This is a genomic window from Streptomyces sp. NRRL F-2664, assembly GCF_000719345.1.
In the GTDB taxonomy this organism is placed as follows: Bacteria; Actinomycetota; Actinomycetes; order Streptomycetales; family Streptomycetaceae; genus Streptomyces.
The window spans coordinates 106,695-130,789 of record NZ_JOFX01000009.1 but is presented as its reverse complement, the minus strand read 5'-3'; the positions used below and the strand labels follow the sequence as shown (position 1 = coordinate 130,789).

Genomic DNA, 24,095 nt, shown 5'->3' with positions numbered 1-24,095 from the left:
CGAACTCCCGCGTGTAATAGGCACGTTCTTTGCGCGCAAACGGCGGAGCGGCCCGGGAGGCTCGTCCCGGGCCGCTCCGCCGTCCGCCGTCCGCCGTGCCCGGATCAGATGACGCCCTGCGCCAGCATGGCGTCCGCGACCCGCTCGAAGCCGGCGATGTTGGCGCCGGTGACGTAGTCGCCCGGGGCGCCGTACCGCTCGGCCGTCTCGTGGGCGACGGCGTGGATCGACCGCATGATGGCGGCGAGTTCGTCCTCCACCCGCTGTGCGCTCCAGGCCGCGCGGCCGGCGTTCTGGCTCATCTCCAGGGCACTGACCGCGACCCCGCCCGCGTTGGCGGCCTTGCCGGGGCCGAACGCGACCCCGGCCTCCTGCAGGATCCGTACGGCCTCGGGGGTGGTCGGCATGTTGGCGCCCTCGGAGACCGCCTTGACCCCGGCCGCGACGAGCGTACGGGCGTCCCCGGCGTCCAGTTCGTTCTGTGTGGCGGAGGGGAAGGCGATGTCCGCGGGCACCTCCCAGACCCGGCCGCCGGGCACGAACCGCGCGGAGGACCCGCGCCGCTCCGCGTATGCGCTCACGCGCCCCCGCTCGACCTCCTTGACCTGCTTGAGCAGTGCCACGTCGATGCCCTTGTCGTCGACGACGTAGCCCTGGGAGTCCGAACAGGTCAGCGGGTTCGCGCCGAGCTGCTGGAGCTTCTCGATCGTGTGGAGCGCGACGTTGCCCGAGCCGGAGACCACGGCGGACAGGCCGTCCAGCGACTCCCCGCGGACCTTGAGCATCTCGGCGGCGAACAGCACACTGCCGTAGCCGGTCGCTTGCGGCCGGATCGCGGATCCGCCCCAACCCTGACCCTTGCCGGTCAGGACGCCGGCCTCCCAGCGGTTGGTGATGCGCCGGTACTGGCCGAAGAGGTAACCGATCTCGCGGCCGCCGACACCGATGTCCCCGGCGGGCACGTCGGTGTGCTCCCCGATGTGCCGGTGCAGCTCGGTCATGAAGGACTGGCAGAAGCGCATGACCTCGGCGTCCGACCGGCCGTGCGGGTCGAAGTCGCTGCCGCCCTTGCCGCCGCCGATGCCGAGGCCGGTGAGGGCGTTCTTGAAGATCTGCTCGAAGCCGAGGAACTTCACCACGCCGATGTCCACCGAGGGGTGGAAGCGCAGGCCGCCCTTGTAGGGGCCGAGCGCGCTGTTGAACTCGACGCGGTAGCCGCGGTTGACGTGGACGCGGCCGCGGTCGTCCTGCCACGGGACACGGAAGACGATCTGCCGCTCGGGCTCGGTGAGCCGCTCCACCAGGGCCAGGGCCGGGTCGGCGTATTCGGGCCGGGCGGTGAAGACGGGAGCCAGGGATTCGAGGACCTCCCGTACCGCCTGGTGGAACTCGGGCTGTGCGGGGTTGCGCCGCTCGATGTCGGCCCGCAGTGCTTCCAACCTGTCCTTCGAGTCCTTCACGTACGTCCTTCCAGGTCGATTCGGGGCGGCGGCCCGCCGCGCACGCGCGGCGTTCGGAAGAGTTTTTCCGCAGGGGCGGCCCTTCGCGGAGGCTACCGCGCACGGTGGCGCTCCGGCGAAGGCTTCTGCCCAGCGGACAAAAAAGCGCGTCAGCCCCCGCTTCCGGTACCCCGGTCGGGTGCACTCATGTCCCCCGTCGCGGGAATGCCGTCGCCCAGGCCGTAGCGCAGGAACACGGTGCCCTTCGGGCCGGCGGCCGGGGGTTCGAGGAGTGTCAGGTTGGTGGGCACCGCGCCGCCGTCGAAGACCTTCTTCCCGACGCCGAGCACGATGGGGTGCACCCACAGGTCGAGCCGGTCGAAGAGCTTCTCGCGCAGCAGGGTCTGCACGAGGTCGAGACTGCCGACGACCTTGATGTGCTCGTGCCGGCCGCGGATCTCGCGCACCGCGGCGGCGAGGTCCGGGCCGAGCTGCGTGGACCCGGCCCAGGACAGGTCCGGCGCGCCCCGCGAGGCGACGTACTTGGGCACGCGGTTGAAGAGGGTGGCGATGTCGTCGTCCTGGCCCCCCTCCTGGTGGGGCCAGAAAGCGGCGAAGATGTCGTACGTCCGCCGACCGAGCAGGAGGGCGTCGGTGCCCTCGTACGCGGCGCCGATCTGCGCCCCGGCGGTCTCGTCCAGCAGGGGCGCCTGCCAGCCGCCGAACGGGAACCCGGCCGGGTCCTCGTCGGGGCCGCCGGGGGCCTGCCCGACGAGGTCGAGGGTCGCGAACAGTTCGATGTGGACGAGTCCCATGACGTGCTCCCGGGGTGTCGGTCTTCTTCTCCGTCCATGGGTGGACCGGCGGCGGTCCGCGGACTCATCGGTGCGACGGGATTCTCCTGCGGGAGCCTGCGGGCGGGACGATCCGGCGCTGCGGAGGTCCGGCGCTCGGAGGTCCGGCCCGGCCGGTCAGCGGCGGGTCATGAGGCGCAGGCCGTGCTCGAACCGCTCCTCGAAGGAGGCGTCGCCCAGGTGGGCCCGGACCCGGCCGAGAGCGGGGTAGGCGCCCGGCGCCAGGGCCGCGGCGAGGACCTCGCCCCGGGCGGAGTCGGCGGTCTGCTCCTCCTGGACCAGGCCCAGCACGAAGTACACGAGGGACCAGCAGGTCCAGGCCGCCTCCCGGTCGCCGAGTCCGCCGGCCAGCAGTGCCTCGACCATGCGGTCCGCGAACCGGAGCGTGCCCGGTTCGGCAACGTGCGTGCCTGCCACGATCACCGCGCCGTCGCGGTGCGACAGCAGCGCCCGCCGGTAGCGCCGGGCCAGTTCGTGGACGCGCTCGCGCCAGTCCTCGGGCAGCGCCTCGTGGGAGACCTCCGAGACGATCGCGTCGGCCATCAGCTCCAGCAGGCGCGCCTTGGACTTGGCGTGCCAGAGCACGGTGTTCATCCGTACCCCGAGACGGTCCGCGACCGCGCGGACCGAGACGCCCTCCGCTCCGCGCTCGTCCAGGAGTTCCAGCGCCGCCCGCACCACACCGTCTTGCTTTTTGGTCACCGACCAAGTCTACTTCTTGGTCACTGACCAAGATGGAGGTGTCTCGATGATCGTCATCGTCGGAGCCGGACCCGTCGGCCTGTGGCTGGCGGCGGAACTGCGCCTGGGTGGGGCCGATGTGACCGTGCTGGAGGACCGGCAGGAACCGGATCCGCATTCCAAGGCCCTCACCGTGCATCCCCGCACCCTGGAACTGCTCGCCTGCCGCGGCGTCGTGGACCGCTTCCTGGACGAGGGCCGCCGCATCCCCGACGGCCATTTCGGCGGCCTGGACGACCGGATGGACTTCGGCGTGCTCGACACGCCGTTCCCGTACACGCTGGCGCTGCCGCAGGCCCGGACGGAGGCGCTGCTGGAGGAGCACGCGCGCGCCGCCGGAGCCCGTGTCCTGCGGGGCCGGCGCGTCACCGGGCTCACCCGGGACGCGGACGGCGTCACGGTCGAGGTCGCCGGCCGCCCGCCGCTGCGGGCCTCGTACGTCGTCGGCTGCGACGGCACGCGCAGCGTCGTCCGGCGCGCCGCGGGCATCGCCTTCCCCGGGACGGAGGCGACCACCTGGGGCTGGCTCGGCGACGTCGTCCTCGACGATCCGCCGCCGGGACCGGTCAGCGTCTCCGGGCCGTCCGGGGGCCTGATGGTGGTGCCGCTGCCCGACGGCGTGCACCGGATCGTCGGCGGGGACCCCGAGGGCAACCGCTCCGACCGGCCCGGAGTCCTCACCCTGGACGAGCTGCGAGCCAGGGTGGTGGCGATCTCCGGCAGGGACTTCGGCCTGCGCGATCCCCGCTGGCTCTCCCGCTTCGGCAACGCCACCCGGCAGGCCGAGCGCTACCGCGACGGCCGGGTGCTGCTCGCCGGTGACGCCGCGCACATGCATTTCCCGACCGGCGGCGTCGGTCTCAACGTCGGCCTCCAGGACGCCTCCAACCTCGGCTGGAAGCTCGCCGCCGTCGCCGCGGGCGAAGCCCCTGACGCCTTGCTGGACAGCTACCACGACGAGCGCCATCCGGTCGGCGCCGACCTGCTGGCCTCGACCCGTGCGCAGACCGCGCTGATGACCGCCCACTCCCCCGAGGGTCAGGCGCTGAGAGCCCTGCTGAGCGGCCTCGTCGCCGATCTGCCGGAGCTGTCCCGCACGCTCGCCGAGCGGGTGTCCGCCCTGTCGGTCGCCTATCCGGCCGGGCGCGGCCACCGGCTGGCCGGCACCCGCGCGCCGGACCTCCGGCTGGGCGGTACCGGGCTGTTCACCCTGCTGCGGACCGGCCGCCACGTGCTGCTGGACCTGGTCGGCGGCATCCCGCCGGCCGGGGGCGTGACCCTGCACCGGGCGCCGCTCTCCGTACCCCGTGCGGACTGGGCGGGGGTGACGGCCGCGCTGATCCGCCCCGACGGCCACGTGGCCTGGGCCAGCGAGGACCCGGACGCCGATCCCCGGCCGGCCGTGGCCGGGCGATGGGGGTGACGTCGTCCGCGCCCGTCAGGCGTGACGGAAGGAGGTGACCACCGCGGCGTCGTCGCAGGGCCGGGGGGCCGTCGCGTCGGCGACGAGGGCCCGCAACCGCTCCACAGTGGCCTCCTCCAGGGATCCCAGCACGGTCCGGCCCGGGGCGGGGTCGATCCGCGCGACGGAGGGCGCGGCCGTCTCGACCTCGCCCACCGCTCGGCCCATCCCACTCGGCGCGACGCGGTCCTGCGGGCGGGCCTGCACCTGACCCACGAGGCCCTCGACGACCACCTCGCCGGCCGCCTCTGACGCACGCCCGGTCCACGGGGACCGGCGCGGCAGCAACGGGGTCGCCAGGGCGAGGACGCCGGCGCTGGCGACCGCGGCACGGGGGCCGGGGGCGGTCATCGACACCATCGCCTCGGGCGGTGGCGGCATCCACTGTGCGACCCACGACCAGCCGGGGAAGCCGGCGGCCTGAACGGCGCCTGGGCGGCCCCGGGCGCCTGCGACGGCTACGGTGGCCGGATGGAACAGCGGATCAGCCTCGTCACCCTGGGGGTCGCGGACCTCGCCCGCGCGAAGAGCTTCTACGCGGCGCTGGGCTGGCGCGGCACCGAGGTCGAGGAGACGGTCTTCCACCAGGCGGGCGGGCTGGCCCTGGTCCTGTGGGACCGCCGGAAGCTGGCCGCCGACTGCGGACTGGCCGACGCCGCCCCGGCCGGCTTCGGCGGCATCGCCCTGGCCCACAACGTGCGCAGCGACGCGGAGGTGGACGCGGTCCTGGCCGCGGCCGCGGCGGCCGGCGGCACCGTCACCCGCCCGGCCGCCGTCCATCCCATCGGCTTCTACTCGGGGGTCTTCACCGATCCGGACGGCCACGCCTGGGAGATCGCCCACAACCCCGGCTTCACCCTGACCGAGGACGGCGCCCTGGTCCTCCCCGACTTCGGCGAGGCCGGGCGGGCCGCGGGCGGAGCCTGACCACCGTCCGGCCCCTGCGCCGAGGAGCGTGCGAACAGCTGCGGGCCGTCCGCCGCCGCGGGTGCGGCCCCGACACCGGAGAGCCCGGCCCCGCGGACGGCCGGGCCACGGCCCCCGGTGCGCAACCGCGGCGGGGACGGGATGGCCGGCCGCCTCCCCGGCTACCGGCCCCTGGGCCGTGTCCTCGGAGCGGGCCACGGCACGGAGCGGGTGACCGGGCAACAGAGCGGTTGCGGTGGGGGCTTGTGGGTGGTGGGGCGCCGACCCGACCGATGTCGAGGGGAGTTGGGCGGATTGCCCGGGTCGTCCCTGTGTTGACCCTGCGGGTTTCCTTAAGGGAACTTGAAGAAGGCTTCCAGGAGGCGATATCGGCTGGTCACCGGCCTAGGCTCGGGCGGAGTCCCCTCCTCCCTTTCTCTTGCGAGGTGTTACCGGCATGAGCCGCAGCCACACTCCCCCACCGCAGACCCGCGTCGAGGCCCGGCGGAAGAAGACGGTGCGCACGCGCATCGTGCTGTCCGTCACCGCGGCCGCCGCAGTGGTGGCGGTGGGGGTCGCGGTGGCCGACTCCGGCGACGACGCGCGCACCGACCTGCGGGCCGACGGCGCCGCCGGCGCGTCCTCGGGGGCGGGCGCGGGAGCGGCCACCCCCACCCCCGACGCCGCAACGCCCACCACCGACGCCACGGTCTCGACAACCGCCGACGCGTCCGCGTCACCCACCGCCGAGGCCTCGGCGTCCGCGACACCCACCGACACCGCGTCCGCGCAGAGCAGCAGCCCGGCCGCCCCGGACTCCCCCGCCCCCAAGCCCACGAAGAAGCCCGCCACCACCTCCGGCGGCGGTTCGGGCAGTTCGGGCGGTTCGGGCGGCGGGGGCGCGGGCGGCAGCACGGGCGGGGCCGGCGGTACCGTCAACGGCGACGCCGAGTCCGCCGTGCTCGCCCTGGTCAACAAGGAGCGGGCGGCCGCCGGCTGCGGCGCCCTGGCCACCAACGCCAAACTGAGCGCCGCCGCTCGGGGGTACAGCGACACCATGGCCCGCGCCGGCGTCATGTCGCACACCGGGCCCGACGGGTCCACCATGACCAGCCGCGTGGAGGCCGCCGGCTACAAGTGGTCCAACCTGGGCGAGAACATAGCCCGCGGGCAGGCCGATGCCGCTGCCGTCATGAAGGCGTGGATGAACAGCCCCGGGCACCGGGCGAACATCCTCAACTGCGCCTTCAAGGAGATCGGCATAGGCGTCCACAAGGGCGACGGCGGCCCCTGGTGGACCCAGAACTTCGGCGCTCCGAGGTAACCGACCACCGCACACGGGGCACACGGGGCGAACGCCCCGGCCCCACCCCGAACCACCCCCCACCGCCCCGTCCTCCCACCCGCCTGCGGGTGGGAGGACGTCGGCGTTCGCCCTCCCCGGCAGCCGCCCCGCCCGGGCTGTTCCGGGGGAGCCGGTGACAGACCGGCCGGAGCGTCGGACACTATGGGGCCGTGCCCCGAACTCCGCGCTACCTGCTCATATGGCTGTCGTGCACGGCCGCCAGCGTGACCGCCGTGCTCGCCACGGTCCAGTTCGTGGTCGGCTCGACCCGGCATACGCCGCCGGTCGCCCGGTCCGCCCCGACGGTCATCGACACGCCTCCCGCCTGGCAGGCGGGCAGCCCGCCTGCGGACACACCGTCCCCGACCGCGTCCGCCAGCCCCTCTCCCACGGTCTCGCAGCGCCCCTCCCCCTCGATGACGCCCACGCCCGTCAAGGCCACGTCGAGCGCCCCCCGGACAGCCGCCCCGCGCACCGTCGACTGCGAGGAGGGCGGAGCGGGCCTGTACACCGTGCCGTCGCAGGGCGGGAAGGTGACGGTGCGGTACGGCAGCCGGGGGGTGTGCCTGATCTCCGCGATCCCCGGCCGCGGCTTCCGGACCGCGACGTCGCAGACGTCGGACAGCACCCTCACGGTCACGTTCACCAGTTCCGACCACCGGTCGGTCATCACGGCGACCATCGATCCGGGAGCGAAGGCCAGCGTCCGCGAATCGTCCTTCTGACAAGGTCGATTCAACCGATCCGCCCTGTTCCGGCGAAGCGGAAGGTGAGCTCTTCCTTAGGGCAAGCTCAAGATCGCGCCGACACGGTTCCGCAGGCCCCGAGCGGTCCTATGCTCGCCTCAGCCGAGCGGCCACCGACTCCGGGACACGACATCCCGGATCACCGTCGGGCCGCCGGTTTCACCGAGCCGGGGGGCCTTCGCGCCCGTCCCGCAGTCCGAACCGTGCCTTGGGGTGTCTCCGCCATGAGTTCTCGCATGCTCCGACCCGTCCGCGCCGAGCGCCGTACGACGCCGCCCCGCTCCACCGCCCCCCTGGGAAGGCGGCTGCCGCTGGTGGCCGCGGCCGTCGTCGCGGCGGGCCTGACTGCGGCCTGCGGACCGGCCTCGGAGCCCGCCGGCTCCGCCGCCGCGGCCACCGCCGCACAGTCCTCGCAGGCCCTCCCGTCGGAGTCGGCGTCGCCCTCCGCCGAGGTGTCCCCGACCGCGTCCGCCTCTGCGAGCACGTCCGCTTCCGCTTCCGCGTCGGCCTCCCCCTCGCGCAACCCGTCCCGGGCGCCCTCCGGTTCCACCGCGGCCGGCGGCGGCTCCGCCAAGCCGGCCCGTACGTCCGCCGCACCGGCGCCGGCCAAGGTGCCCGGCCCCGGGTACGACAGCTCGGCCGACGCACAGAAGCAGATCGACGCGGCGCTGCGTGCGGCCAAGGCCGACGGGCGGATGGTGCTGCTCGACTTCGGCGCGAACTGGTGCGGCAACTGCAAGGCCGCCGACAAGGTGTTCGCGCAGTCGCAGACCGCCGGGATCCTCGGTGCCTCGTACTACATGGTCAAGGTGGACATCGGCGGCAACAGCTCCGCGAACTCCGCGCTCCTGCGCAAGTACAGCCCTTCGGGCGGCACGTACAAGATGCCCGTCCTGGTCGTCGTCTCACCGTCCGGCACGGTGCGCACCGACACCCACGTGACGGGCAACCCGTCGCTGACCGCGGACGGGATCAACACCTGGCTGCGCACGTGGGCGTCATGAGAAGACCCCTGCGGGCGTCGGTCGCCGTCCCGGCCGCGACCGGCCTCGCGGTGGCGGCGGTACTGGCCGCCGCCGGCCTGTGGACGGACGGCGGCTCCGGGGCCGCCGGGGCGAACGCGGTCCGTGCCGCGGCCGGGGCGGCGGTCGTGGACCCCGCCTCCCGGCAGGACGCGCCCGCCCTCGCGGGAGCCGACCTGGACGGGGAGCGGGTCGCGCTCGGCGACTTCCGGGGGCAGGTCGTCGTACTGAACGCCTGGGGCTCCTGGTGCGGTCCCTGCCGCACCGAGGCGGACGACCTGGAGCGGCTCAGCCGGCAGACGCGGGCCGACGGGGTCCGGTTCCTCGGGATCAACACCCGGGACCGGGACCGGGAGGCAGCCCGGTCCTTCGTACGCGCCCACGACATGACCTTCCCCAGCCTCCACGACCCCGACGGGGAACTCCTGCTGCGGTTCCCGCCGTCCCTGGTCAACCCGCAGGCGATCCCCTCGACCCTCGTGATCGACCGCCGCGGACGGGTCGCCGCCGCCATCGGCGGCGCCGTCACCGACGAGCAGCTGCGGCCCCTGCTCGCACGCGTCCTGCGGGAGGAGTCGTGACGGCCGCCGCGCAGTGGACGCTCGCCGCCACGGACACGGCCTCCCTCGTCAACGGCACGCTCGCGATCGCGGCTCCCGTGGCGTTCGCGGCGGGGCTGGTGTCCTTCCTCTCCCCGTGCGTGCTGCCGCTCGTACCGGGCTACCTCAGCTACGTCACCAGCCTGTCGGTCTCCGACCTGGCGGACGCGCGGGGCGGGCGGCGCAGCCGGATGGCGGCCGGCGCGCTGTTGTTCGTCCTGGGCTTCACCGCCGTCCTCGTCTCGGGCGGGGCCCTGTTCGGGTACTTCGGGCGGAGCCTGCTGGCGCACCAGGAAGTGATCACCCAGGTGCTCGGTGTCCTCACGGTGCTCATGGGGCTGTCCTTCATGGGGTTCCTGCCGGGATTCACGCAGCGGGAGTTCCGCAGCCACCGGCGCCCCGCGCTGGGGCTGGCGGGGGCGCCCGCCCTCGGGGCGGTGTTCGCGGTCGGCTGGACGCCGTGCATCGGGCCGACACTGGCCGCGGTACAGGCCCTCGCCTGGACCGAGGCGAGCGCGGTCCGCGGGGCCCTGCTGATGGTCGCGTACTGCCTGGGTCTGGGCCTGCCCTTCGTCCTGGCCGCGCTGGCCTTCCGGCGGGCGCTGGGCGCCTTCGGCCTGGTCAAGCGCCACTACCCCTGGGTCCTGCGGACCGGCGGGGGCCTGCTGGTCCTGGTCGGGCTGCTGCTGGCCACCGGGGTGTGGAACGACATGGTCTATGCCCTGCAGGTGTGGAGTGCGGCCTTCGGCACGGTCCTCTAGGCCCAGCCGGCTCCCCTCGGCCTTCCTTCCGACTCGATTCGATTCGTTCCCGTCCCACCCCATCCGATCCCGCGAGCAACACGCGCAGGACAGAGGCGCAGAGGCTGAGATGAACACTTCCCCGTACGTACGGCACCACCGGAAGGTCCGCGCAGCGGCCGCCCTCCTCGCCCTGGCGGCGCTCCCGGCATGCGGCGGGCAACCCGCCGCGGACCCCGCGGCCGCCGCCCGCCCCGCCCCCACGACGCGTTTCTCCGAGAACGGGGTGACCGTCACGCTGTCGGTGACCGACTGGAAGGCCTCGGCGGGCACCCTCACGGCGGTCTTCACGCCCGAGGCCAAGGGCTTCCACCTCTACAGCACCGACCTGCCGGCCACGGGCATCGAAGGGGTGGGCCGCCCGACCACGGTGGGGGTCACCGGCGCCCTGGCGGCACAGGGCACACTGCAGGCGGCCGCGCAGGTGCGGTCGATCCGCGTGCCCGGCGTCGACGCGCCGGTCCCGGTCTACCCGGACGGTCCGGTCACCACGACGCTGCCGGTCCGCGCGGACGGGAACGGGGACGCGACGGTCCTGATCGGCTACGCGAGCTGCAGCACGCAGGACGGCTGCACCATCCCGGTGTCCGACCGCCCGGTGCGGCTGCGGGTCACCGGCGACGGGCCGGCGTTCGAGGCTTCCTGACGGGGCACCGACGGTCACGCCGACGGCGACGAGGGCTCCGGGGCGGCTTCGGGAGGAACGGCGCGGAGCGGGGCGGACCCGGCGGCTGCACGGTTCGGGCGGCTTCGTATGATCCAGGGGGTTCGCAGCCGCCCCCACCCCGGGCCGCCGTGCCCCGGATCCGCCGGCCGCCCACCTGCCGCCCGTGCGGGGTTCCTCCCGGGCGAGCCCGCCCTCCCGCCGTTCACCGCCGGACGGACGCACGACCGCCGGCCCCGCCCCGAAGACGCCCTGGCCAGGACTGCGCACTCCCCTGCTTGCGCGACCGCCGTCGTCATCGTCCTGCGGGCGCCGGACCCGGGCACCTTGGTCCCCCTCCTGGCCGGGGCGGCCGTGCTGATCGTCCTCGCCCGCTGCGCCCTGTCGCGCGCCCGCCGCACCGGCGGACGCCATCAGCAGTACTGGTGGTGAGCCCCGGGCGGCCGGCCGCCGAAGGCTGCCACGCCGATCGGACCGGGTCGGCGGCGGGGGCGCCGCTCCCCCGGCCGGCCCCGTCGACCACACCCCCTAAGGTGTCCGCATGCCGAGCGTCCTGGTCGTGGAAGACGACCCCAGCATCCGCCAGTCACTGATCGAGGTCCTGGCGGAGCACGGGTATGCCGTCCGCAGCGCCGCCGACGGGTTCGGCGCCCTGCGCGAGGTCACCCAGACACCGGTGGACGCCGTGGTCCTCGACCTCGGGCTGCCCGACCTGGACGGAGGGGACGCCCTGCGCATGATCCGGGGCATATCCTCCGTCCCCGTCCTGGTGGCCACGGCCCGCGACGACGAGTCCGAGATCATCAAGATCCTCAACGCGGGCGCGGACGACTACCTCGTCAAGCCGTTCTCCGGGGGCCAGCTCGTCGCCCGCCTGTCCGCCGTGCTCCGCCGCACCAGCCACGTCCCGCCCGCCGGCACCGCCGGCGCGGGCACGCCGGTCCCGGCGGCCTCCGAACCGCTGCGGGCCACCGTCGTCGGCGAACTCGCGGTGGACCCGGGTGCACGCACCGCGCACCTGGCCGGGCGGGAGCTGCGCCTGACCCGCCGGGAGTTCGACCTGCTGGCCTTCCTGGCCCACCACTCGGGGCAGGTCGTCTCCAAACGCCGGCTGCTGACCGAGGTCTGGCGGGAGCCGTACGTGGACGACCAGACCGTCGACGTGCACCTGTCGTCGCTGCGGCGCAAGCTCGGCGAACGCGCGGCGGCCCCGCGCTACCTCATGACCGTCCGGGGCGTCGGCATCAAACTGGTGGCCCCGCGTTGAGGCGCTCCCTGGCCGGAGTGGCCCTCGCCGTGACCTCCATGGTCGCCCTGTCCTTCCTCATACCGCTGGCCCTGCTGGTGATGTCGCTGGTCAAGGAACAGGGCATCAACGCCGCGGAACAGCGGGCCGCCGCCCTGGCGCCCGTCCTCACGCTGACCACGGACCCGTACGCCCTGCGGGAGTCCGCAGCGAGCCTGGACGCGGCCGAGCACCTGGTCGTGCACCTGCCCGGTTCGGGGGCCCTCGGTCCCTCGAAGGCCCCCGCTGAGCTGCTGGAACGGGCCCAGCAGGGACGCGAGTCCATCTCGCAGGAGGTCCCGGACGGCTGGATCTGCCTGCAGCCGGTGGTGCTCCCCGGCGACCAGGTCGCCGTGATCGAGAACTTCGTCCCGGAGGCCGACCTCACCCGCGGGGTCAAGGAGTCCTGGGCGGTCATGCTCTTCCTCGCGCTGGGGCTGGTCGGCGGTTCCGTCCTCGTCGCCGACCGCCTGGGGGCGAAGGTCGTGCGCTCCTCGAAGCGGCTGGCGCAGGCGTCGCAGGCGCTGGGACAGGGCGATCTCGACACCCGGGTGGACCCGATGGGCCCCCGGGAGCTGCGCGAGGCGGGCGTCGCCTTCAACGCGATGGCGCACCGGATGACCGAGCTGCTCGCCGTCGAACGCGAGCTCGTCGCCGACCTGTCCCACCGGCTGCGGACGCCACTGACCGCCCTGCACCTGGCGTCGGAGCGGATGGCCGGGACGCCGGAGTCGGCGAGGGTGGAAGCGGCGGTCTGCGAGCTGGAGACGGAGCTCCAGGCGATCATCGCCGCGGCCCGCACCCCGCTCGCCGTGGGCCCCATGGGCCAGGGGCTGCTGGGTACGGAGCCGGCTGCGGGCAAGGCGTCCGGCGGGACCAGGGGCTCCGGTGCGGGAGGCTCCGGTGCGGGAGCGTCCGGTCCGCGCTGCGAGGCCTCCGAGGTGGTGCGCCGTCGCACGGCCTTCTGGTCGGTGCTGGCGGAGCAGCAGGACCGGCCCTGCACCCTCGACGTGACCCAGGAGCCGACGGCCGTCAGCCTCTCCGACGACGACATCGCCGCGGTGGTGGACGCGCTGATCGGCAACATCTTCCGGCACACCGCGCCGGGGACCCCTTTCGCCGTCCAGGTCGTCCGCACGGCCCAGGCCGTGGAACTGGTCGTGGAGGACGGCGGTCCGGGCATACCCGAACCGGACCGGGCCCTGTCGCGCGGCAGCAGTACCGGCTCCACCGGCCTGGGCCTCGACATCGCGCAGCGGGCGGCCACGGCCACCGGCGGCTCCATGCGCATCACCCGGGGTCCCCTCGGCGGGGCGCACATCACGGTGTCCTTCTCCCTGGCCGCGTCGGCCCCGTCCGGCCGACGCCCCCGCCGGCCCCGTACCTCGCCCCGCCGCCGTCCGGCCTGGCCGCGCGGGCGCTAGGGGGCGTCCTTGGCGGCCTTGAGTTTGCGCCAGACCGTGCCGAGGGCCTCCAGGTCGGCCGGGTCGAGGAGGTCGGTGAAGACCGGGGCCAGGACCTCGCGCCGGGTCGCATCGGCCTCGGCGAAGAGGGTGCGGCCGGCCGGTGTGAGCGAGACCTCCACCGATCGGGCGTCGCGTGCCGAGGGGGTGCGGGTGACCAGGCCCCGGCTCCGCAGGGCGTCCACGACGCGGGAGACCTGGCTCCGGCTGAGCAGGGTGCTGTTTCCGAGGACGGATGCCGGCACCGGCTCGGGGCTGGACGCCAGCCACAGCATGACCTCGAACCAGGACACGGGCAGGTCGTGGGCCTTGATCAGGGCCTTGTCCACGCGGTCCGTCATCGTCGTGCCGGCCCAGACCAGCCCGTAGAAGGCGTAGTCGGCCGCCGGCATCTCGGCTTCGGTGAGCTTCTTCGGCATGTCGCACAGTCTATGGGTTGCGTGCGCACGCACATAACTTTAAAGTGTGTGTGCACGCACATAAGTCCGAGCTTCCCGAGGTGCCCCATGTCCACGCTCCCCACCGCCCCCGCCCCGACCGTCGACGCGTCCCTGCCCACCGTCCTGATCACCGGCACCTCCTCCGGGATCGGCCTGGCCGCAGCCGTCGCCGCGGCCCGCGCCGGATGGCGCACGGTGGCCACCCTGCGCGACACCGGCCGGGCCGGCGCCCTGCGCGAGGCCGCCGCCGAGGCGGGCGTCGAGATCGACATCCGCCGCCTCGACGTCGTCGACGAGGCATCCGTCACCGCCGCCGTGGACGGCGTGATCGCCGACTACGGCCGCTTGGACGCCGTCGTGAACAACGCCGGTGCCGGACACGTCGGCACGCTGGAACTGGAGACCGTGGCCGACGTCCGCGAGGTCATGGAGGTCAACTTCTTCGGCGTGCTCAACGTCTCCAAGGCCGCACTCCCCCACCTCCGGGCCACCGGCGGCCGCCTGATCACCGTCACCAGCGTCGGCGGGGTCATCGGCCAGCCCTTCAACGAGGCCTACTGCGCGGCGAAGTTCGCGGTGGAGGGCTACATGGAGAGCCTGGCGCCCGTGGCGAGCACCCTCGGGGTGAGCGTCAGCGTCGTCGAGCCGGGCGCGGTGGCGACCGAGTTCGTCAACAACATCGGGCTCGACCTCGGCGCCCGGATCGCCGCGGCCGGACCGTACGCCGGCGCCCTGCGCGCGTACGTCGACCGCACGGTCGCCCAGTTCACCCCGGACTCGGCCCAGACCCCGGCCGGTGCGGCCGAGGCCGTCATGGAGGCGTTGACCGCCGACCGCCCCGCGTTCCGCATCCAGACCTCGCAGTGGGCCCGCGACTTCACCGGTACCAAGCTGACGGACCAGGACGGCTCGGCCGTCCTCGGGATGACGGGTACCTGGGTCGCAGCCTGACGCGGGCCGCAGAACATGTGGTCCGTCCGCGTCGGGTCCATGATGGGTGGAGGCCGGCGCCGGAAGCCGGCGTCCGGCCGGCGCAGCGCCGCATGCCGGCGCGTCCCGTCGGGAGGTGACCCGCGCCCATGGACGAATCGCGCAAGGCCTGGATCTCGATCGGCGTCGTCATCACCGTCATCCTGCTCAACCTCGCCGCCGTCATCCTCATGAACACGGTCGGCCTGTGACCGTGTGACCCCCTCGACGCACACGAAGGTCCGCCCCCGGCCCACGGGGGCGGACCTTCGTGCGCAGGGGGTTCGCCCGGCGGCTCCGGCCATGCCCCCGGCCGACCCGGCCACCAATCCTGACATGTCATCAACTCGCCTGCTCTGAGGCACAGTTCGCCTCCTCCGCGCACACGAATGAGGGTGCGCGGACCCTTGCCGTGCCGGCCCGGTTCACGAATGATGCTCCGGGCGTGTCGGTCCGGCGGTGGCCGTCCCGGCCCGCCACCGACCGAACCCGACCGGCCAGGAGGCCTGTTGTGCGGAGCAACCGCCACTTCCGGAGATCCCTCGTCGTCGCCGGCGCCGCCCTCGCGCTCGTCGTCGGCGTCCCCCAGGTCGCCTTCGCGGCTCCGCCGCCGGCTCTGCCCGGGCAGGCCGAGGCGATCGAGCTGACCTTCCAGCCGGCCTACGACTACGACACCGACGGCTGCTATCCGACACCCGCCATCGGCCCGACCGGGGTGCTGAACGGCGGGCTGAAGCCCACCGGAGCGCTCGACGGCAACTGTCGGGACGCCTCGGACCTTGCCAACACCAACGGCTACTCGCGCTGGAAGTGCAACAACGGCTGGTGCGCCGTGGTGTACGCGCTCTATTTCGAGAAGGACCAGGCGATCCCCGGCATCAGCCTCGGCGGCCACCGCCACGACTGGGAACACGTCGTCGTGTGGATCCAGGGCGGCGAGGCCAAGTACGTCGCCACCTCCGCACACGGCGACTTCGAGATCCGCGCCCGCGACCGGATCCGCTGGGACGGCACCCATCCCAAGATCGTCTACCACAAGGACGGCATCGGCACGCACTGCTTCCGCGCGGCCAACACCAACGACGAACCGCCGGAGAACCACCGCGGCACCTGGCAGTACCCGACGCTCGTCGGCTGGTCGGGTTACCCCGCGACGATCCGGGAGAAGCTCAGCCAGGCCGACTTCGGCAGCGCCCACTTCGGCCTGAAGGACGGCTCCTTCGCGTCCCACCTGGCGGAGGCCCGACCGGCGGGCATCCCCTTCGACCCGTACCTGTAGCTCACAGCCGCAGCAGGAGCAGCGCGACGTCGTCCGCGTGCGCGGAGGCCGCACCGGTTCCCCGCAGCAGGGCCTCGATGAGCTCGTCCAGGTCTGCCCCGTCGTTGCGGGCGAGTACGGCGGCGAGGTCGTCCGTGCCGCGCTCGGCGTCGATGCCGGACGCGGTGGGTTTCTCGACCAGTCCGTCGGTGTAGAGGGTCAGGAGGGTCCCGGGGGCCAACTCCAGCCGGGTGACCGGACACGGGGTGCCGGCGCCGATGCCGAGGAGCGGGCAGGGGTCGAGGTCCACGCGGCGCGGCGGGGTGCCCGGGGCGTGCACGAGCGGTGGCGGGTGGCCCGCGCTGGCCAGGGTCGCGCACCGGCCGGAGAGGTCGATGTGGACGTAGAGGCAGGACACGAGCAGCTCGGTGTCCAGCCCCGCCAGGAGGCGCCCGGTGCGGGCCAGGACCGCATCGGGCGGGGCGCCCGCTGCGGCCCGGATGGCGGTGCGGACCTGGCCCATGAGGGCGGCGGCGGCGACGTTGTGCCCCTGGACGTCGCCGATGACGGCGGCGACGGTGGTGGAGTCCAGCGGGATGAGGTCGTAGAAGTCGCCGCCGATGTCCATGCCGTGGCCCGCGGGCAGGTAGCGGGCTGCGGCCTGCAGGCCCGGCACGGCCGGCAGGCTGTGCGGCAGGAGCGCCTGCTGGAGACCGTGGGCGAGGTCGTGCGCCGCGTCGTGCAGCCGGGCCCGGTCCAGGGCCTGCGCGATGAGCCCGGCCAGGGAGGTCAGGACGGCGCGTTCGTCCGCCGTGAAGGCGTGCGGTCGCTCGTACGAGAGGATGCAGCACCCCACCGGACGGCCGGACACGGTCAGCGGGAGGAACGCCCACGCCTGTTTGCCGCTGATCTGCGAAGCGCCGGGGTGCGTGCGGGCCATCGCCGCCGGGTCGGCGAAGAACGCCGGGACACCGTCGGTGAGCACCTGGCCCGCGGGGGTGAGCCCGGTGCCGAGGGGCAGGCCGTCGAGCCGCTCGATGGTGGCCGGGTCGTAGCCGTGGTAGCCCGTGATCCTGAGCCGGCCCGCGTCCGCGGCGGACAGGACGAGGGCGTCGGCGCCGAACGCGGGCAGGACCTGGTGCGCGACCAGCTCCACGACGTCGCGGACGGTGACGGTCTCGGTCATGGCGGCCGCGAGGTGCAGGAGCTGGTGGATGCGGCCCGTGTGCGGGACGGGACCGTTCGCGGCCGGACCGGCCCGGGCCGCCTCCCCGTGGCGGGCGGGGCGGGTGACGCGGACGCTGATGCCACTGGAGTCCGGATACAGCTGGAACCGCAGCGGGATGTCCGGCGGTCGCAGGGCGGTGAACTCCACCGGCTCGCGGCCGAGGACGGCGGAGCGGTAGCGGTCCTCGACCAGCGGCGCGTCCAGCCAGGGCAATGACTGCCAGGGCCACGTGCCCAGCAACTGGCCCGAGCTCCGTCCCAGCAGGTCCGCGGCGGTGCCGTCGACGAAGGTGACCCGCCCGTCCAGGTCGAGGGCCAGGGCGCCCTCGGGCAGCCGCTCGGCCCAGTCGGCGGCGGCCTGCGCCGGTCCGCCCGCGTCCTCCGTGCGCGGCGGGGTGACCGGGATGACACGGGGCCGCTCGGGCACGGGGGGCAGGGGCCCCGCCTCGTCCAGCGTCCGGGCGATGCGGCGGGCGGCCGCGGTGATGTGGTGCTGTTCCCGCGGGCTCGCGGTGTGGGCGTGGCCGGCGGGCCACAGCAGGAACAGGGCGCCGTGGGCACTGCCGCGCCCCTTCAGCGGCGCCGCGGCCAGGCAGAACTCGTAGGGGAGGCTGACGGCGGCCTGCGGGTAGTCGTGCGCCAGGTCCTCCTGCGAGCCGATCCAGACCAGCCGGTCCTCGCGCACGGCGTCGCTGACGGGCGTGGCGGCGGTCAGGGGGATCCGGTACCACGGCCGGGCCACTTCCGCCGAAACGCCGCACAGGAGGACGAGGGCCAGGAGGTCGCGCTCCGGCCCCTCCCAGAGCTGGAAGCCGCCGGCGGAGGCCCCGGTCCGGCGGATCGTCGCGGTCAGCGCCTCGTCCAGCAGCCAGGAGCCGGCCGTCCGGCCCGCCCCCGCACCGGCGGGCCCACCGGCGCCCGCCGAGCCCCCGCCGGCGCCGCGCCCCGCGCCCGCCGGGTCCGAACCGCCGACGCTCACGGCGCACCTCCCGTCACAACCCGCTGCCCGGCTCCGTACCGAGCGTCCATCAGCGGCCGGACGGACCGGCGGCGAACTCCTTGGCGAAGGCGGAGCAGAAGGCGTCGAGGTCGTCGGGCCTGCGGCTGGTGATCAGCGTGGCGGGCGCCTCCCGGCAGACCTGCACCTCCTCGTCGACCCACGTGGCGCCGGCGTTGCGCAGGTCGGTGGCGAGGCTGGGCCAGGACGTCAGGGTGCGGCCGCGGACCGCGCCCGCCTCGACGAGCGTCCAGGCGGCGTGGCAGATGGCCGCCACGGGACGGCCCGCGCGGAAGAAGCCCCGGACGAAGTCCACCGCGTCCTCGTCCATGCGCAGTGCGTCGGGGTTGGCGACGCCGCCCGGCAGCACCAACGCGTCGTAGTCGTCCGGCGCGGCGGCGCCGACCACGTCGTCGACGGGAAAGGTGTCGCCCTTGTCGAGGTGGTGGAAGGCCTGCACCTCGCCGCTCTCGGTGGACACCAGGCGCGGCTCCCAGCCCTGGTCCTTCACGGTCTGCCACGGCCGCTCCAGCTCGACCTGCTCCACGCCCTCGGGCGCCACGAGAAACGCCACCCTCATCGTCGTCACGTCCTTTCCGCGCCGGTAGCGGCGGGCCGCTCGCCGGGCCCGCCCGCGCCCTGCGCCTGCCCCTCCGGGCGGCGGGCAAACGGCCGTATGATCGAGGACGCGTCGGCCCCGGCCGTCACCCCATGACGAGACAGGCGAGGACGTGCACGTGCACAGGACGGTCACCGAACTCGCGGACGGCCGCGAGCTCATCTACTACGACAGCGGTCCCGGCCAGGACCGCGGGGCCGTGGACCGGCGGCCGCCCGACCGGGTCGAGAGCGCCCCCGAACTGCGCCGGGACCCGACCACCGGCGACTGGGTCACCATCGCCGCGCACCGGCAGTCCCGCACCCACCACCCGCCGGCGGACGCCTGCCCCCTCTGCCCCTCCCGGGACGGCCGGCAGGGCGAGATCCCGGCCGCCGACTACGAGGTGGCCGTCTTCGAGAACCGCTTCCCGTCCCTGGCGGGCGACGCGGGCCGCTGCGAGGTGGTGTGCTTCACCCCGGAGCACGACGCCGGCTTCGCCGACCTCACGCCGCAACGGGTCCGACTGGTTCTGGACGCCTGGACCGACCGCACCGCCGCCCTGTCCGCCCGCCCCGGCGTGCGGCAGGTGTACTGCTTCGAGAACCGCGGCGCGGAGATCGGCGTCACGCTGGCCCATCCGCACGGCCAGATCTACGCCTTCTCCACCACCACCCCGCGCACGGCCAAGCACCTCGCCGCCGCGTCCGCGCACCGCGACCGCACCGGCCGCAACCTCTTCGAGGACGTGCTCGCTCAGGCGCGCGCCGCCACCGAACGCGTGGTCCTCGCCGGGGAGTACTGGACGGCCTTCGTCCCGTACGCGGCGCGCTGGCCGTACGAGGTCCACCTGCACCCGCATCGCAGGGTGCCCGATCTCACCGCGCTCACCGAGGAGGAGCGGGCCGAGTTCCCCGGGCTGTACCTGGACCTGCTGCGCCGTTTCGACCGGCTCTTCGGCCTGGCCGCACCGACGCCCTACATCGCGGCCTGGCACCAGGCCCCGCTCGTCGGAGGCGCGGAACTCGCCCTGCACCTGGAGCTGTTCACGATTCGGCGGAGCGCCGACAAGCTCAAGTACACGGCCGGGACCGAGGCGGGGATGGACGCCTTCATGAACGACGTGGCGCCCGAGACGGCCGCGCGGCGGCTGCGGGAGGCTCTGTGACCGGGACCGCGCCGGAGGCCTCCGCCGTGGGCCGCGCTTTCGCGGCGGTCCACGGCCGGGCCCCCGACGGTGTCTGGGCCGCCCCGGGCCGGGTCAACCTGATCGGCGAGCACACCGACTACAACGACGGCTTCGCCCTGCCCATGGCCCTGCCGCAGGCCACCGTACTGGCGGCCCGCCGCCGCGACGACGGGCTGCTGCGCCTGCACAGCGCCCAGGCCGGCGGCGGGATCGCCGAGGTCGCGGTGGCCGCCCTCGCACCGGGCGCGGTCTCCGGCTGGGCCCGTTATCCGGCGGGCGTGGTGTGGGCGCTGCGGGAGCGGGGCCTGCCGGTGGGCGGCGCCGACGTGCACCTGGACAGCTCGGTGCCCACGGGTGCCGGGCTGTCCTCCTCCGCGGCCCTGGAATGCGCGGTCGCCGTCGCCTACGAGGAGCTGTACGCGCTGGGGCTGGCGCGGCCGGAGCTGGCGCGCGTGGCGCAGTACGCCGAGAACGCCTTCGCCGGCGTGCCGTGCGGGGTGATGGACCAGATGGCCTCGGTCTGCTGCACGGAGGGCAGTGCCCTGCACCTCGACAGCCGCAGCCTGGACGTGCGGCAGGTCCCCTTCGACCTCACCGGGCACGGGCTGCGCCTGCTGGTGCTCGACACCGGCGTCGCGCACGACCTCGCCGACGGGGCGTACGCGGCGCGCCGCGCGGGGTGCGAGCGGGCGGCGGGGCTGCTGGGCGTGGCGGCCCTGCGGGACCTCTCCGAGGCGGAGCTGCCCGCCGCCCTCGCCGCACTGCCCGACGGGCTCGCTCCGCTGGTGCGGCACGTGGTCACCGAGAACGCCCGGGTCGGGCGGACCGTGGACCGGCTGACGGCGGGTGAACCGGAGGCGCTGGGCCCGTTGCTGACGGCCGGCCACGCCTCCCTCCGCGACGACTACCGGGTCTCCTGTGCGGAGACCGACCTGGCGGTGGAGGCCTCCGTCGCCGCCGGCGCGCTGGGGGCCCGGATGACCGGCGGCGGCTTCGGCGGCTCCGTGATCGCGCTGGTGCCGGCCGCGCGGGCCGGCGCGGTGGCCGGGGCGGTGGCGGCCGCCTTCGCGGCTGCGGGCTTCGGGGCGCCGTCCGTCCTGGAGGCCGTACCGTCGCCTGGTGCGCGCCGCATCGGCTGAACCGGGGGCCGGCCAGTGCCGGCGGCACGCTTCACGGGCCCGGTCCCCGTACCGTCACGAGGGCGCCCGCGCCGTCCTGGGGAAGGAACAGGACGGCCTGTCGCGGGGCCGCGTCCGGGGCGGGCGTGGCCACGGAGGTCGCCAGCAGGCCCACGCCGAAACCCACGGCCGCCGTGGAGGCTGCGGCCAGGACGACACCGCGGATCCAGGAACACTCGAACACGACACTTCTCCATCCGGTACGGGTTCGGCCCGGCCACCCGGCGGGCCGGCCCGCTGCCCCGCGACTCCCGGGGCGGCGTCATGTCCAATGCACCCCGGTTCGCGCTCGGGGTCATGCCACTGCAACACGTGACTTGACACGGCGGGCCGGTGGCGCGCCCCGCCCGGCAGCACTGCGTTGGTGCTCCTCGGCCCGGCGGATGATGCTTGTCAGTGGGGCCCCTGGCCGTGCAGGTCCCGTGGGACAGCGGTGACGGATCTACCGAGGGCGAGATGAGCGGCGATGGAGCAACTTCCCACCCCTCCCGGTGAGCGGCCGGAGCAGACCGATGCCCTCCAGCGGCCCGCCTACACGGCGACGGCCGCCGTCGACGAGCAGGGCATCGTCACCGAGTGGGGCGAGGGCGCCACCCGACTGCTCGGCTATGCACCCGCCGAGGTGGTGGGACGTTCCGCGGAGTTCCTGCTGGCCGACCCCTTCGGAGACGGGGCGCGCCCGGTCCCGCCCGAGCAAGAGCGCTGGAGCGGCACCGTGGCGCTGCGGCACCGGGACGGCAGCCGCGTGGAGCAGGGGCTGCTCGCGCACCGCTGGACGTCGACGGGCGGGAGCACCACGTGGTACCTGGTCTCGGCGGTGGCCGGCGGGCGGGGTGGTGACGACCCCTCGTGGGGCGATCCGCTGCACGAGTGGTCGTTCTCCCAGTCCCCCTGCTTCCTGGCGGTCTTCGACGCCGACCTGCGGCTGGTGCGGGCCAATGCGGGCATGGAGCGCACACTGGCCCTGACGGAGTCCGAGATGCTCGGCCTGCGGCTGCCGGAGATCGCACCGGACCCGGTGAGCGAGGAGACCGAGCGCAGGATGCGGCTGGCGCTGGAGTCCGGTGAGCCGCAGCACATGGATGCCTTCGTCCGTGCCGCGGGGGTCGGCACGGAGCACGGCTGGGCGACCTCGGCGGCCCCGCTGCGGGACCCGGACGGTGTCGTGCGCGCCGTGTTCCTGGCCGCGCACGACCGGACCGGGGCCGAGGTCGAGACCCAGCAGATGATCCTGCCGGACGCCGCCGGCGCCCGGATCGGGACCACCGGTGACAGCACCCGCACCGCACAGGAACTCGCCGACGTGGCGGTACCGCGGCTCGCCGACTTCGCGGTGGTCGACCTGCTGGACCCCCTGCCGCGCGGCCACGACCACCCCACCGGTGCGGCCTCGGGGCCGGTCACCGTGCGCCGTACGGCGGTGCGGTCCGCCGTCGAGGGGAGTTCGCAGGGGCGGGTCGCGGTCGGCGAGACGGCCGTCTACCCGCCCCTGTCGCCGCCCGCCGCATGCCTGGCCTCGGGTCGTGGGGCCGTGTACGCGGCGACCGCCCCGGCGGTCGCCCAGTGGATGGAGCGGGATCCGGCGGCCGCCTGGCTCGGGGCGCACGGGACCCATTCCGTGCTGGTGGTGCCCCTGTACACCGACGGGGTCGGTCTCGGAGTGGCTGTGCTCGGCCGCCGTCGGAGCCGGGAGCCCTTCCTTCCGGAGGAGGTGGAGCTGGCCGAGGAGCTGGCGGGCAGGGCCGCCACGAGCATCCACAGGGCGCACCGGTCCACCCGTGAGCACACCAGCACCATGACGCTCCAGCGCAGCCTGCTCCCGCAGACGCTGCCCGACCACCCCGCGCTGGAGACGGCCTCCCGCTACCTGCCCGCCGGTACCGAGGCGGGGGTCGGCGGCGACTGGTTCGACGTGATCCCGCTGTCCGGGGCACGGGTGGCCCTGGTCGTGGGCGACGTCGTCGGCCACGGCATCCGCGCCTCGGCGACCATGGGCCGGCTGCGTACGGCGGTGCGCACGCTGGCCGACGTGGACCTGCCGCCCGACGAGCTGCTCACCCACCTCGACGACCTGATCATCCACCTGTCCGCCGACGAGGGCGGCCGGGAGGCCGTCGACGAGAGCGCCGGGGGGATCGGTACGACCTGCCTGTACGTCGTCTACGACCCGGTCACCCGGCACTGCACGCTCGCCCGGGCCGGGCACCCGCCGCCCGCGGTGGTCTCCCCGGCGGGCTCCGTGTACTTGCTGGACGTCCCGGCCGGGCCGCCGCTGGGCCTGGGGGGCCTGCCCTTCGAGACGCTGGACGTCGACCTTCCCGAGGGAAGCGTGCTGACCCTCTACACGGACGGGCTGCTCCAGCCCCGTGAGCGGGACATCGACGAGGCCCTGGACACGATGTTCGCGGCGCTCGCGCAGCCCGCCTCCACGCTGGACACGGTCTGCGACCGGGTCCTGACGGCCCTGCTGACACACCGTCCCGACGACGACGTGGCCCTGCTCGTCGCGCGGACGCGGGCCCTGCACGCCGACAAGGTCGTCGTGTGGGACCTGAGCTCCGATCCCTCGGACGTCTCCCTGGCCCGTCGGCAGACCACCGACCAGCTCACGGCGTGGGGGCTGGAGGAGGCCTCCTTCGTCACGGAACTCCTGGTCAGCGAGCTGGTCACGAACGCCATCCGGTACGGGGAGCCGCCCATCCAGCTCCGGCTCATCCACGAGAAGGACACCCTGATCTGCGAGGTGTCCGACGCGAGCAGCACGGCCCCGCACATGCGGCGGGCCCGGACCTTCGACGAAGGCGGGCGCGGTCTGCTGCTGGTGGCGCAGCTCGCCCAGCGGTGGGGCACCCGGCACGCCCCCGTCGGCAAGACCATCTGGGCCGAGCAGTCCCTCCTGGGCTTCTAGGGAGT

General features: G+C 74.5%; 24 protein-coding genes. 16 read left to right on the top strand and 8 right to left on the bottom strand.

Annotated features, from left to right (window positions below; genetic code table 11):
• Positions 1–104 precede the first annotated feature (104 nt).
• The 3 genes from gdhA to IF89_RS0112330 form a co-directional block, all read right to left on the bottom strand.
• A complete protein-coding gene (gene gdhA, locus IF89_RS0112340; protein WP_030765502.1) occupies positions 105–1,460 on the bottom strand; it encodes an NADP-specific glutamate dehydrogenase in 1,356 nt (451 codons plus the stop codon).
• A 149-nt stretch (positions 1,461–1,609) separates the two neighbouring features.
• Positions 1,610–2,254: a dihydrofolate reductase family protein gene (locus tag IF89_RS0112335; RefSeq protein ID WP_030765500.1), complete on the bottom strand. Its 645-nt coding sequence runs from the start codon at positions 2,252–2,254 to the stop codon at positions 1,610–1,612.
• 156 nt (positions 2,255–2,410) lie between these two features.
• Complete coding sequence (locus tag IF89_RS0112330) at positions 2,411–2,995, bottom strand: TetR/AcrR family transcriptional regulator C-terminal domain-containing protein (protein WP_030765499.1); 585 nt, start codon at positions 2,993–2,995, stop codon at positions 2,411–2,413.
• Between the two features lie 46 nt (positions 2,996–3,041).
• On the opposite strand from IF89_RS0112330, the gene IF89_RS0112325 reads away from it, so the two are divergent.
• Positions 3,042–4,457 (top strand): FAD-dependent monooxygenase, encoded by a 1,416-nt coding sequence (locus IF89_RS0112325; RefSeq protein WP_030765497.1) that lies wholly within the window; start codon positions 3,042–3,044, stop codon positions 4,455–4,457.
• A gap of 15 nt (positions 4,458–4,472) precedes the next feature.
• Here the strand turns inward: IF89_RS0112325 and IF89_RS0112320 are convergent, their stop codons facing one another.
• Positions 4,473–4,877 carry a hypothetical protein gene (locus tag IF89_RS0112320; RefSeq protein ID WP_158717856.1) on the bottom strand — a complete coding sequence of 135 codons (405 nt, stop codon included), beginning with the start codon at positions 4,875–4,877 and terminating at the stop codon, positions 4,473–4,475.
• A gap of 90 nt (positions 4,878–4,967) precedes the next feature.
• On the opposite strand from IF89_RS0112320, the gene IF89_RS0112315 reads away from it, so the two are divergent.
• The 10 genes from IF89_RS0112315 to IF89_RS0112270 all read left to right on the top strand — a co-directional run bounded on the left by IF89_RS0112315 (position 4,968) and on the right by IF89_RS0112270 (position 13,287).
• Positions 4,968–5,423, top strand: a complete 456-nt coding sequence (locus tag IF89_RS0112315; RefSeq protein WP_030765493.1) for a VOC family protein — start codon at positions 4,968–4,970, stop codon at positions 5,421–5,423.
• A gap of 436 nt (positions 5,424–5,859) precedes the next feature.
• A complete protein-coding gene (locus IF89_RS0112310) occupies positions 5,860–6,726 on the top strand; it encodes a CAP domain-containing protein (RefSeq protein WP_030765491.1) in 867 nt (288 codons plus the stop codon).
• Between the two features lie 191 nt (positions 6,727–6,917).
• On the top strand, positions 6,918–7,472 hold the full coding sequence (locus IF89_RS47605) for a hypothetical protein (RefSeq protein ID WP_234327735.1): 555 nt from the start codon (positions 6,918–6,920) through the stop codon (positions 7,470–7,472).
• 257 nt (positions 7,473–7,729) lie between these two features.
• The gene (locus tag IF89_RS40755) at positions 7,730–8,497 is read left to right on the top strand and encodes a thioredoxin family protein (protein ID WP_051807012.1); all 768 of its coding nucleotides are present in this window, start codon (positions 7,730–7,732) and stop codon (positions 8,495–8,497) included.
• Positions 8,494–9,096, top strand: a complete 603-nt coding sequence (locus tag IF89_RS0112295) for a TlpA family protein disulfide reductase (RefSeq protein ID WP_030765482.1) — start codon at positions 8,494–8,496, stop codon at positions 9,094–9,096. The genes IF89_RS40755 and IF89_RS0112295 overlap by 4 nt, the downstream gene beginning before the upstream one ends.
• A complete protein-coding gene (locus tag IF89_RS0112290) occupies positions 9,093–9,875 on the top strand; it encodes a cytochrome c biogenesis CcdA family protein (RefSeq protein ID WP_030765480.1) in 783 nt (260 codons plus the stop codon). Before IF89_RS0112295 ends, IF89_RS0112290 begins: the two co-directional genes overlap by 4 nt.
• A 109-nt stretch (positions 9,876–9,984) precedes the next feature.
• Positions 9,985–10,560, top strand: coding sequence for a hypothetical protein (locus tag IF89_RS0112285; protein ID WP_030765477.1), 576 nt, complete (start codon positions 9,985–9,987; stop codon positions 10,558–10,560).
• A 108-nt stretch (positions 10,561–10,668) separates the two neighbouring features.
• The gene (locus IF89_RS45940; protein ID WP_158717855.1) at positions 10,669–11,010 is read left to right on the top strand and encodes a hypothetical protein; all 342 of its coding nucleotides are present in this window, start codon (positions 10,669–10,671) and stop codon (positions 11,008–11,010) included.
• A gap of 109 nt (positions 11,011–11,119) precedes the next feature.
• Positions 11,120–11,845 carry a response regulator transcription factor gene (locus IF89_RS0112275; RefSeq protein ID WP_030765474.1) on the top strand — a complete coding sequence of 242 codons (726 nt, stop codon included), beginning with the start codon at positions 11,120–11,122 and terminating at the stop codon, positions 11,843–11,845.
• On the top strand, positions 11,842–13,287 hold the full coding sequence (locus tag IF89_RS0112270; RefSeq protein ID WP_030765472.1) for a sensor histidine kinase: 1,446 nt from the start codon (positions 11,842–11,844) through the stop codon (positions 13,285–13,287). The genes IF89_RS0112275 and IF89_RS0112270 overlap by 4 nt, the downstream gene beginning before the upstream one ends.
• Here IF89_RS0112270 and IF89_RS0112265 read toward each other — a convergent pair.
• Complete coding sequence (locus IF89_RS0112265) at positions 13,284–13,745, bottom strand: MarR family winged helix-turn-helix transcriptional regulator (RefSeq protein ID WP_030765470.1); 462 nt, start codon at positions 13,743–13,745, stop codon at positions 13,284–13,286. The two genes, IF89_RS0112270 and IF89_RS0112265, sit on opposite strands and share 4 nt — an antisense overlap.
• Before the next feature lie 87 nt (positions 13,746–13,832).
• Here IF89_RS0112265 and IF89_RS0112260 point away from each other — a divergent pair, with 87 nt between their 5' ends.
• Together IF89_RS0112260 and IF89_RS0112250 are read left to right on the top strand one after the other, a co-directional pair.
• Positions 13,833–14,717, top strand: coding sequence for an SDR family NAD(P)-dependent oxidoreductase (locus tag IF89_RS0112260; protein ID WP_051807010.1), 885 nt, complete (start codon positions 13,833–13,835; stop codon positions 14,715–14,717).
• A 529-nt stretch (positions 14,718–15,246) separates the two neighbouring features.
• A complete protein-coding gene (locus IF89_RS0112250; RefSeq protein WP_030765466.1) occupies positions 15,247–16,014 on the top strand; it encodes an NPP1 family protein in 768 nt (255 codons plus the stop codon).
• Between the two features lies 1 nt (position 16,015).
• Here the strand turns inward: IF89_RS0112250 and IF89_RS0112245 are convergent, their stop codons facing one another.
• Both IF89_RS0112245 and IF89_RS0112240 read right to left on the bottom strand, forming a co-directional pair.
• A complete protein-coding gene (locus IF89_RS0112245; RefSeq protein WP_051807019.1) occupies positions 16,016–18,085 on the bottom strand; it encodes a SpoIIE family protein phosphatase in 2,070 nt (689 codons plus the stop codon).
• A gap of 163 nt (positions 18,086–18,248) precedes the next feature.
• A complete protein-coding gene (locus IF89_RS0112240) occupies positions 18,249–18,797 on the bottom strand; it encodes a type 1 glutamine amidotransferase domain-containing protein (protein WP_030765461.1) in 549 nt (182 codons plus the stop codon).
• A 157-nt stretch (positions 18,798–18,954) separates the two neighbouring features.
• Here IF89_RS0112240 and galT point away from each other — a divergent pair, with 157 nt between their 5' ends.
• On the top strand, positions 18,955–19,983 hold the full coding sequence (gene galT, locus IF89_RS0112235) for a galactose-1-phosphate uridylyltransferase (RefSeq protein ID WP_030765458.1): 1,029 nt from the start codon (positions 18,955–18,957) through the stop codon (positions 19,981–19,983).
• Positions 19,980–21,143 (top strand): galactokinase, encoded by a 1,164-nt coding sequence (gene galK, locus IF89_RS0112230; protein WP_051807009.1) that lies wholly within the window; start codon positions 19,980–19,982, stop codon positions 21,141–21,143. The genes galT and galK overlap by 4 nt, the downstream gene beginning before the upstream one ends.
• A 31-nt stretch (positions 21,144–21,174) precedes the next feature.
• On the opposite strand, the gene IF89_RS0112225 is transcribed toward galK, so the two are convergent.
• Positions 21,175–21,366: a hypothetical protein gene (locus IF89_RS0112225; protein ID WP_030765451.1), complete on the bottom strand. Its 192-nt coding sequence runs from the start codon at positions 21,364–21,366 to the stop codon at positions 21,175–21,177.
• A 282-nt stretch (positions 21,367–21,648) separates the two neighbouring features.
• On the opposite strand from IF89_RS0112225, the gene IF89_RS0112220 reads away from it, so the two are divergent.
• Positions 21,649–24,090 carry a SpoIIE family protein phosphatase gene (locus IF89_RS0112220; RefSeq protein WP_030765448.1) on the top strand — a complete coding sequence of 814 codons (2,442 nt, stop codon included), beginning with the start codon at positions 21,649–21,651 and terminating at the stop codon, positions 24,088–24,090.
• The last annotated feature ends 5 nt before the right edge of the window (positions 24,091–24,095 follow it).

What these genes read in the sequence shown, in the direction of transcription:
- IF89_RS0112335 (WP_030765500.1), bottom strand. Translation starts at nt 2,254, where the DNA reads ATGGGACTCGTCCACATCGAACTGTTCGCGACCCTCGACCTCGTCGGG.
- IF89_RS0112325 (WP_030765497.1), top strand. Translation starts at nt 3,042, where the DNA reads ATGATCGTCATCGTCGGAGCCGGACCCGTCGGCCTGTGGCTGGCGGCG.
- IF89_RS0112320 (WP_158717856.1), bottom strand. Translation starts at nt 4,877, where the DNA reads ATGCCGCCACCGCCCGAGGCGATGGTGTCGATGACCGCCCCCGGCCCC.
- IF89_RS0112315 (WP_030765493.1), top strand. Translation starts at nt 4,968, where the DNA reads ATGGAACAGCGGATCAGCCTCGTCACCCTGGGGGTCGCGGACCTCGCC.
- IF89_RS0112310 (WP_030765491.1), top strand. Translation starts at nt 5,860, where the DNA reads ATGAGCCGCAGCCACACTCCCCCACCGCAGACCCGCGTCGAGGCCCGG.
- IF89_RS40755 (WP_051807012.1), top strand. Translation starts at nt 7,730, where the DNA reads ATGCTCCGACCCGTCCGCGCCGAGCGCCGTACGACGCCGCCCCGCTCC.
- IF89_RS0112295 (WP_030765482.1), top strand. Translation starts at nt 8,494, where the DNA reads ATGAGAAGACCCCTGCGGGCGTCGGTCGCCGTCCCGGCCGCGACCGGC.
- IF89_RS0112285 (WP_030765477.1), top strand. Translation starts at nt 9,985, where the DNA reads ATGAACACTTCCCCGTACGTACGGCACCACCGGAAGGTCCGCGCAGCG.
- IF89_RS45940 (WP_158717855.1), top strand. Translation starts at nt 10,669, where the DNA reads ATGATCCAGGGGGTTCGCAGCCGCCCCCACCCCGGGCCGCCGTGCCCC.
- IF89_RS0112275 (WP_030765474.1), top strand. Translation starts at nt 11,120, where the DNA reads ATGCCGAGCGTCCTGGTCGTGGAAGACGACCCCAGCATCCGCCAGTCA.
- IF89_RS0112265 (WP_030765470.1), bottom strand. Translation starts at nt 13,745, where the DNA reads ATGCCGAAGAAGCTCACCGAAGCCGAGATGCCGGCGGCCGACTACGCC.
- IF89_RS0112260 (WP_051807010.1), top strand. Translation starts at nt 13,833, where the DNA reads ATGTCCACGCTCCCCACCGCCCCCGCCCCGACCGTCGACGCGTCCCTG.
- IF89_RS0112240 (WP_030765461.1), bottom strand. Translation starts at nt 18,797, where the DNA reads ATGAGGGTGGCGTTTCTCGTGGCGCCCGAGGGCGTGGAGCAGGTCGAG.
- IF89_RS0112220 (WP_030765448.1), top strand. Translation starts at nt 21,649, where the DNA reads ATGGAGCAACTTCCCACCCCTCCCGGTGAGCGGCCGGAGCAGACCGAT.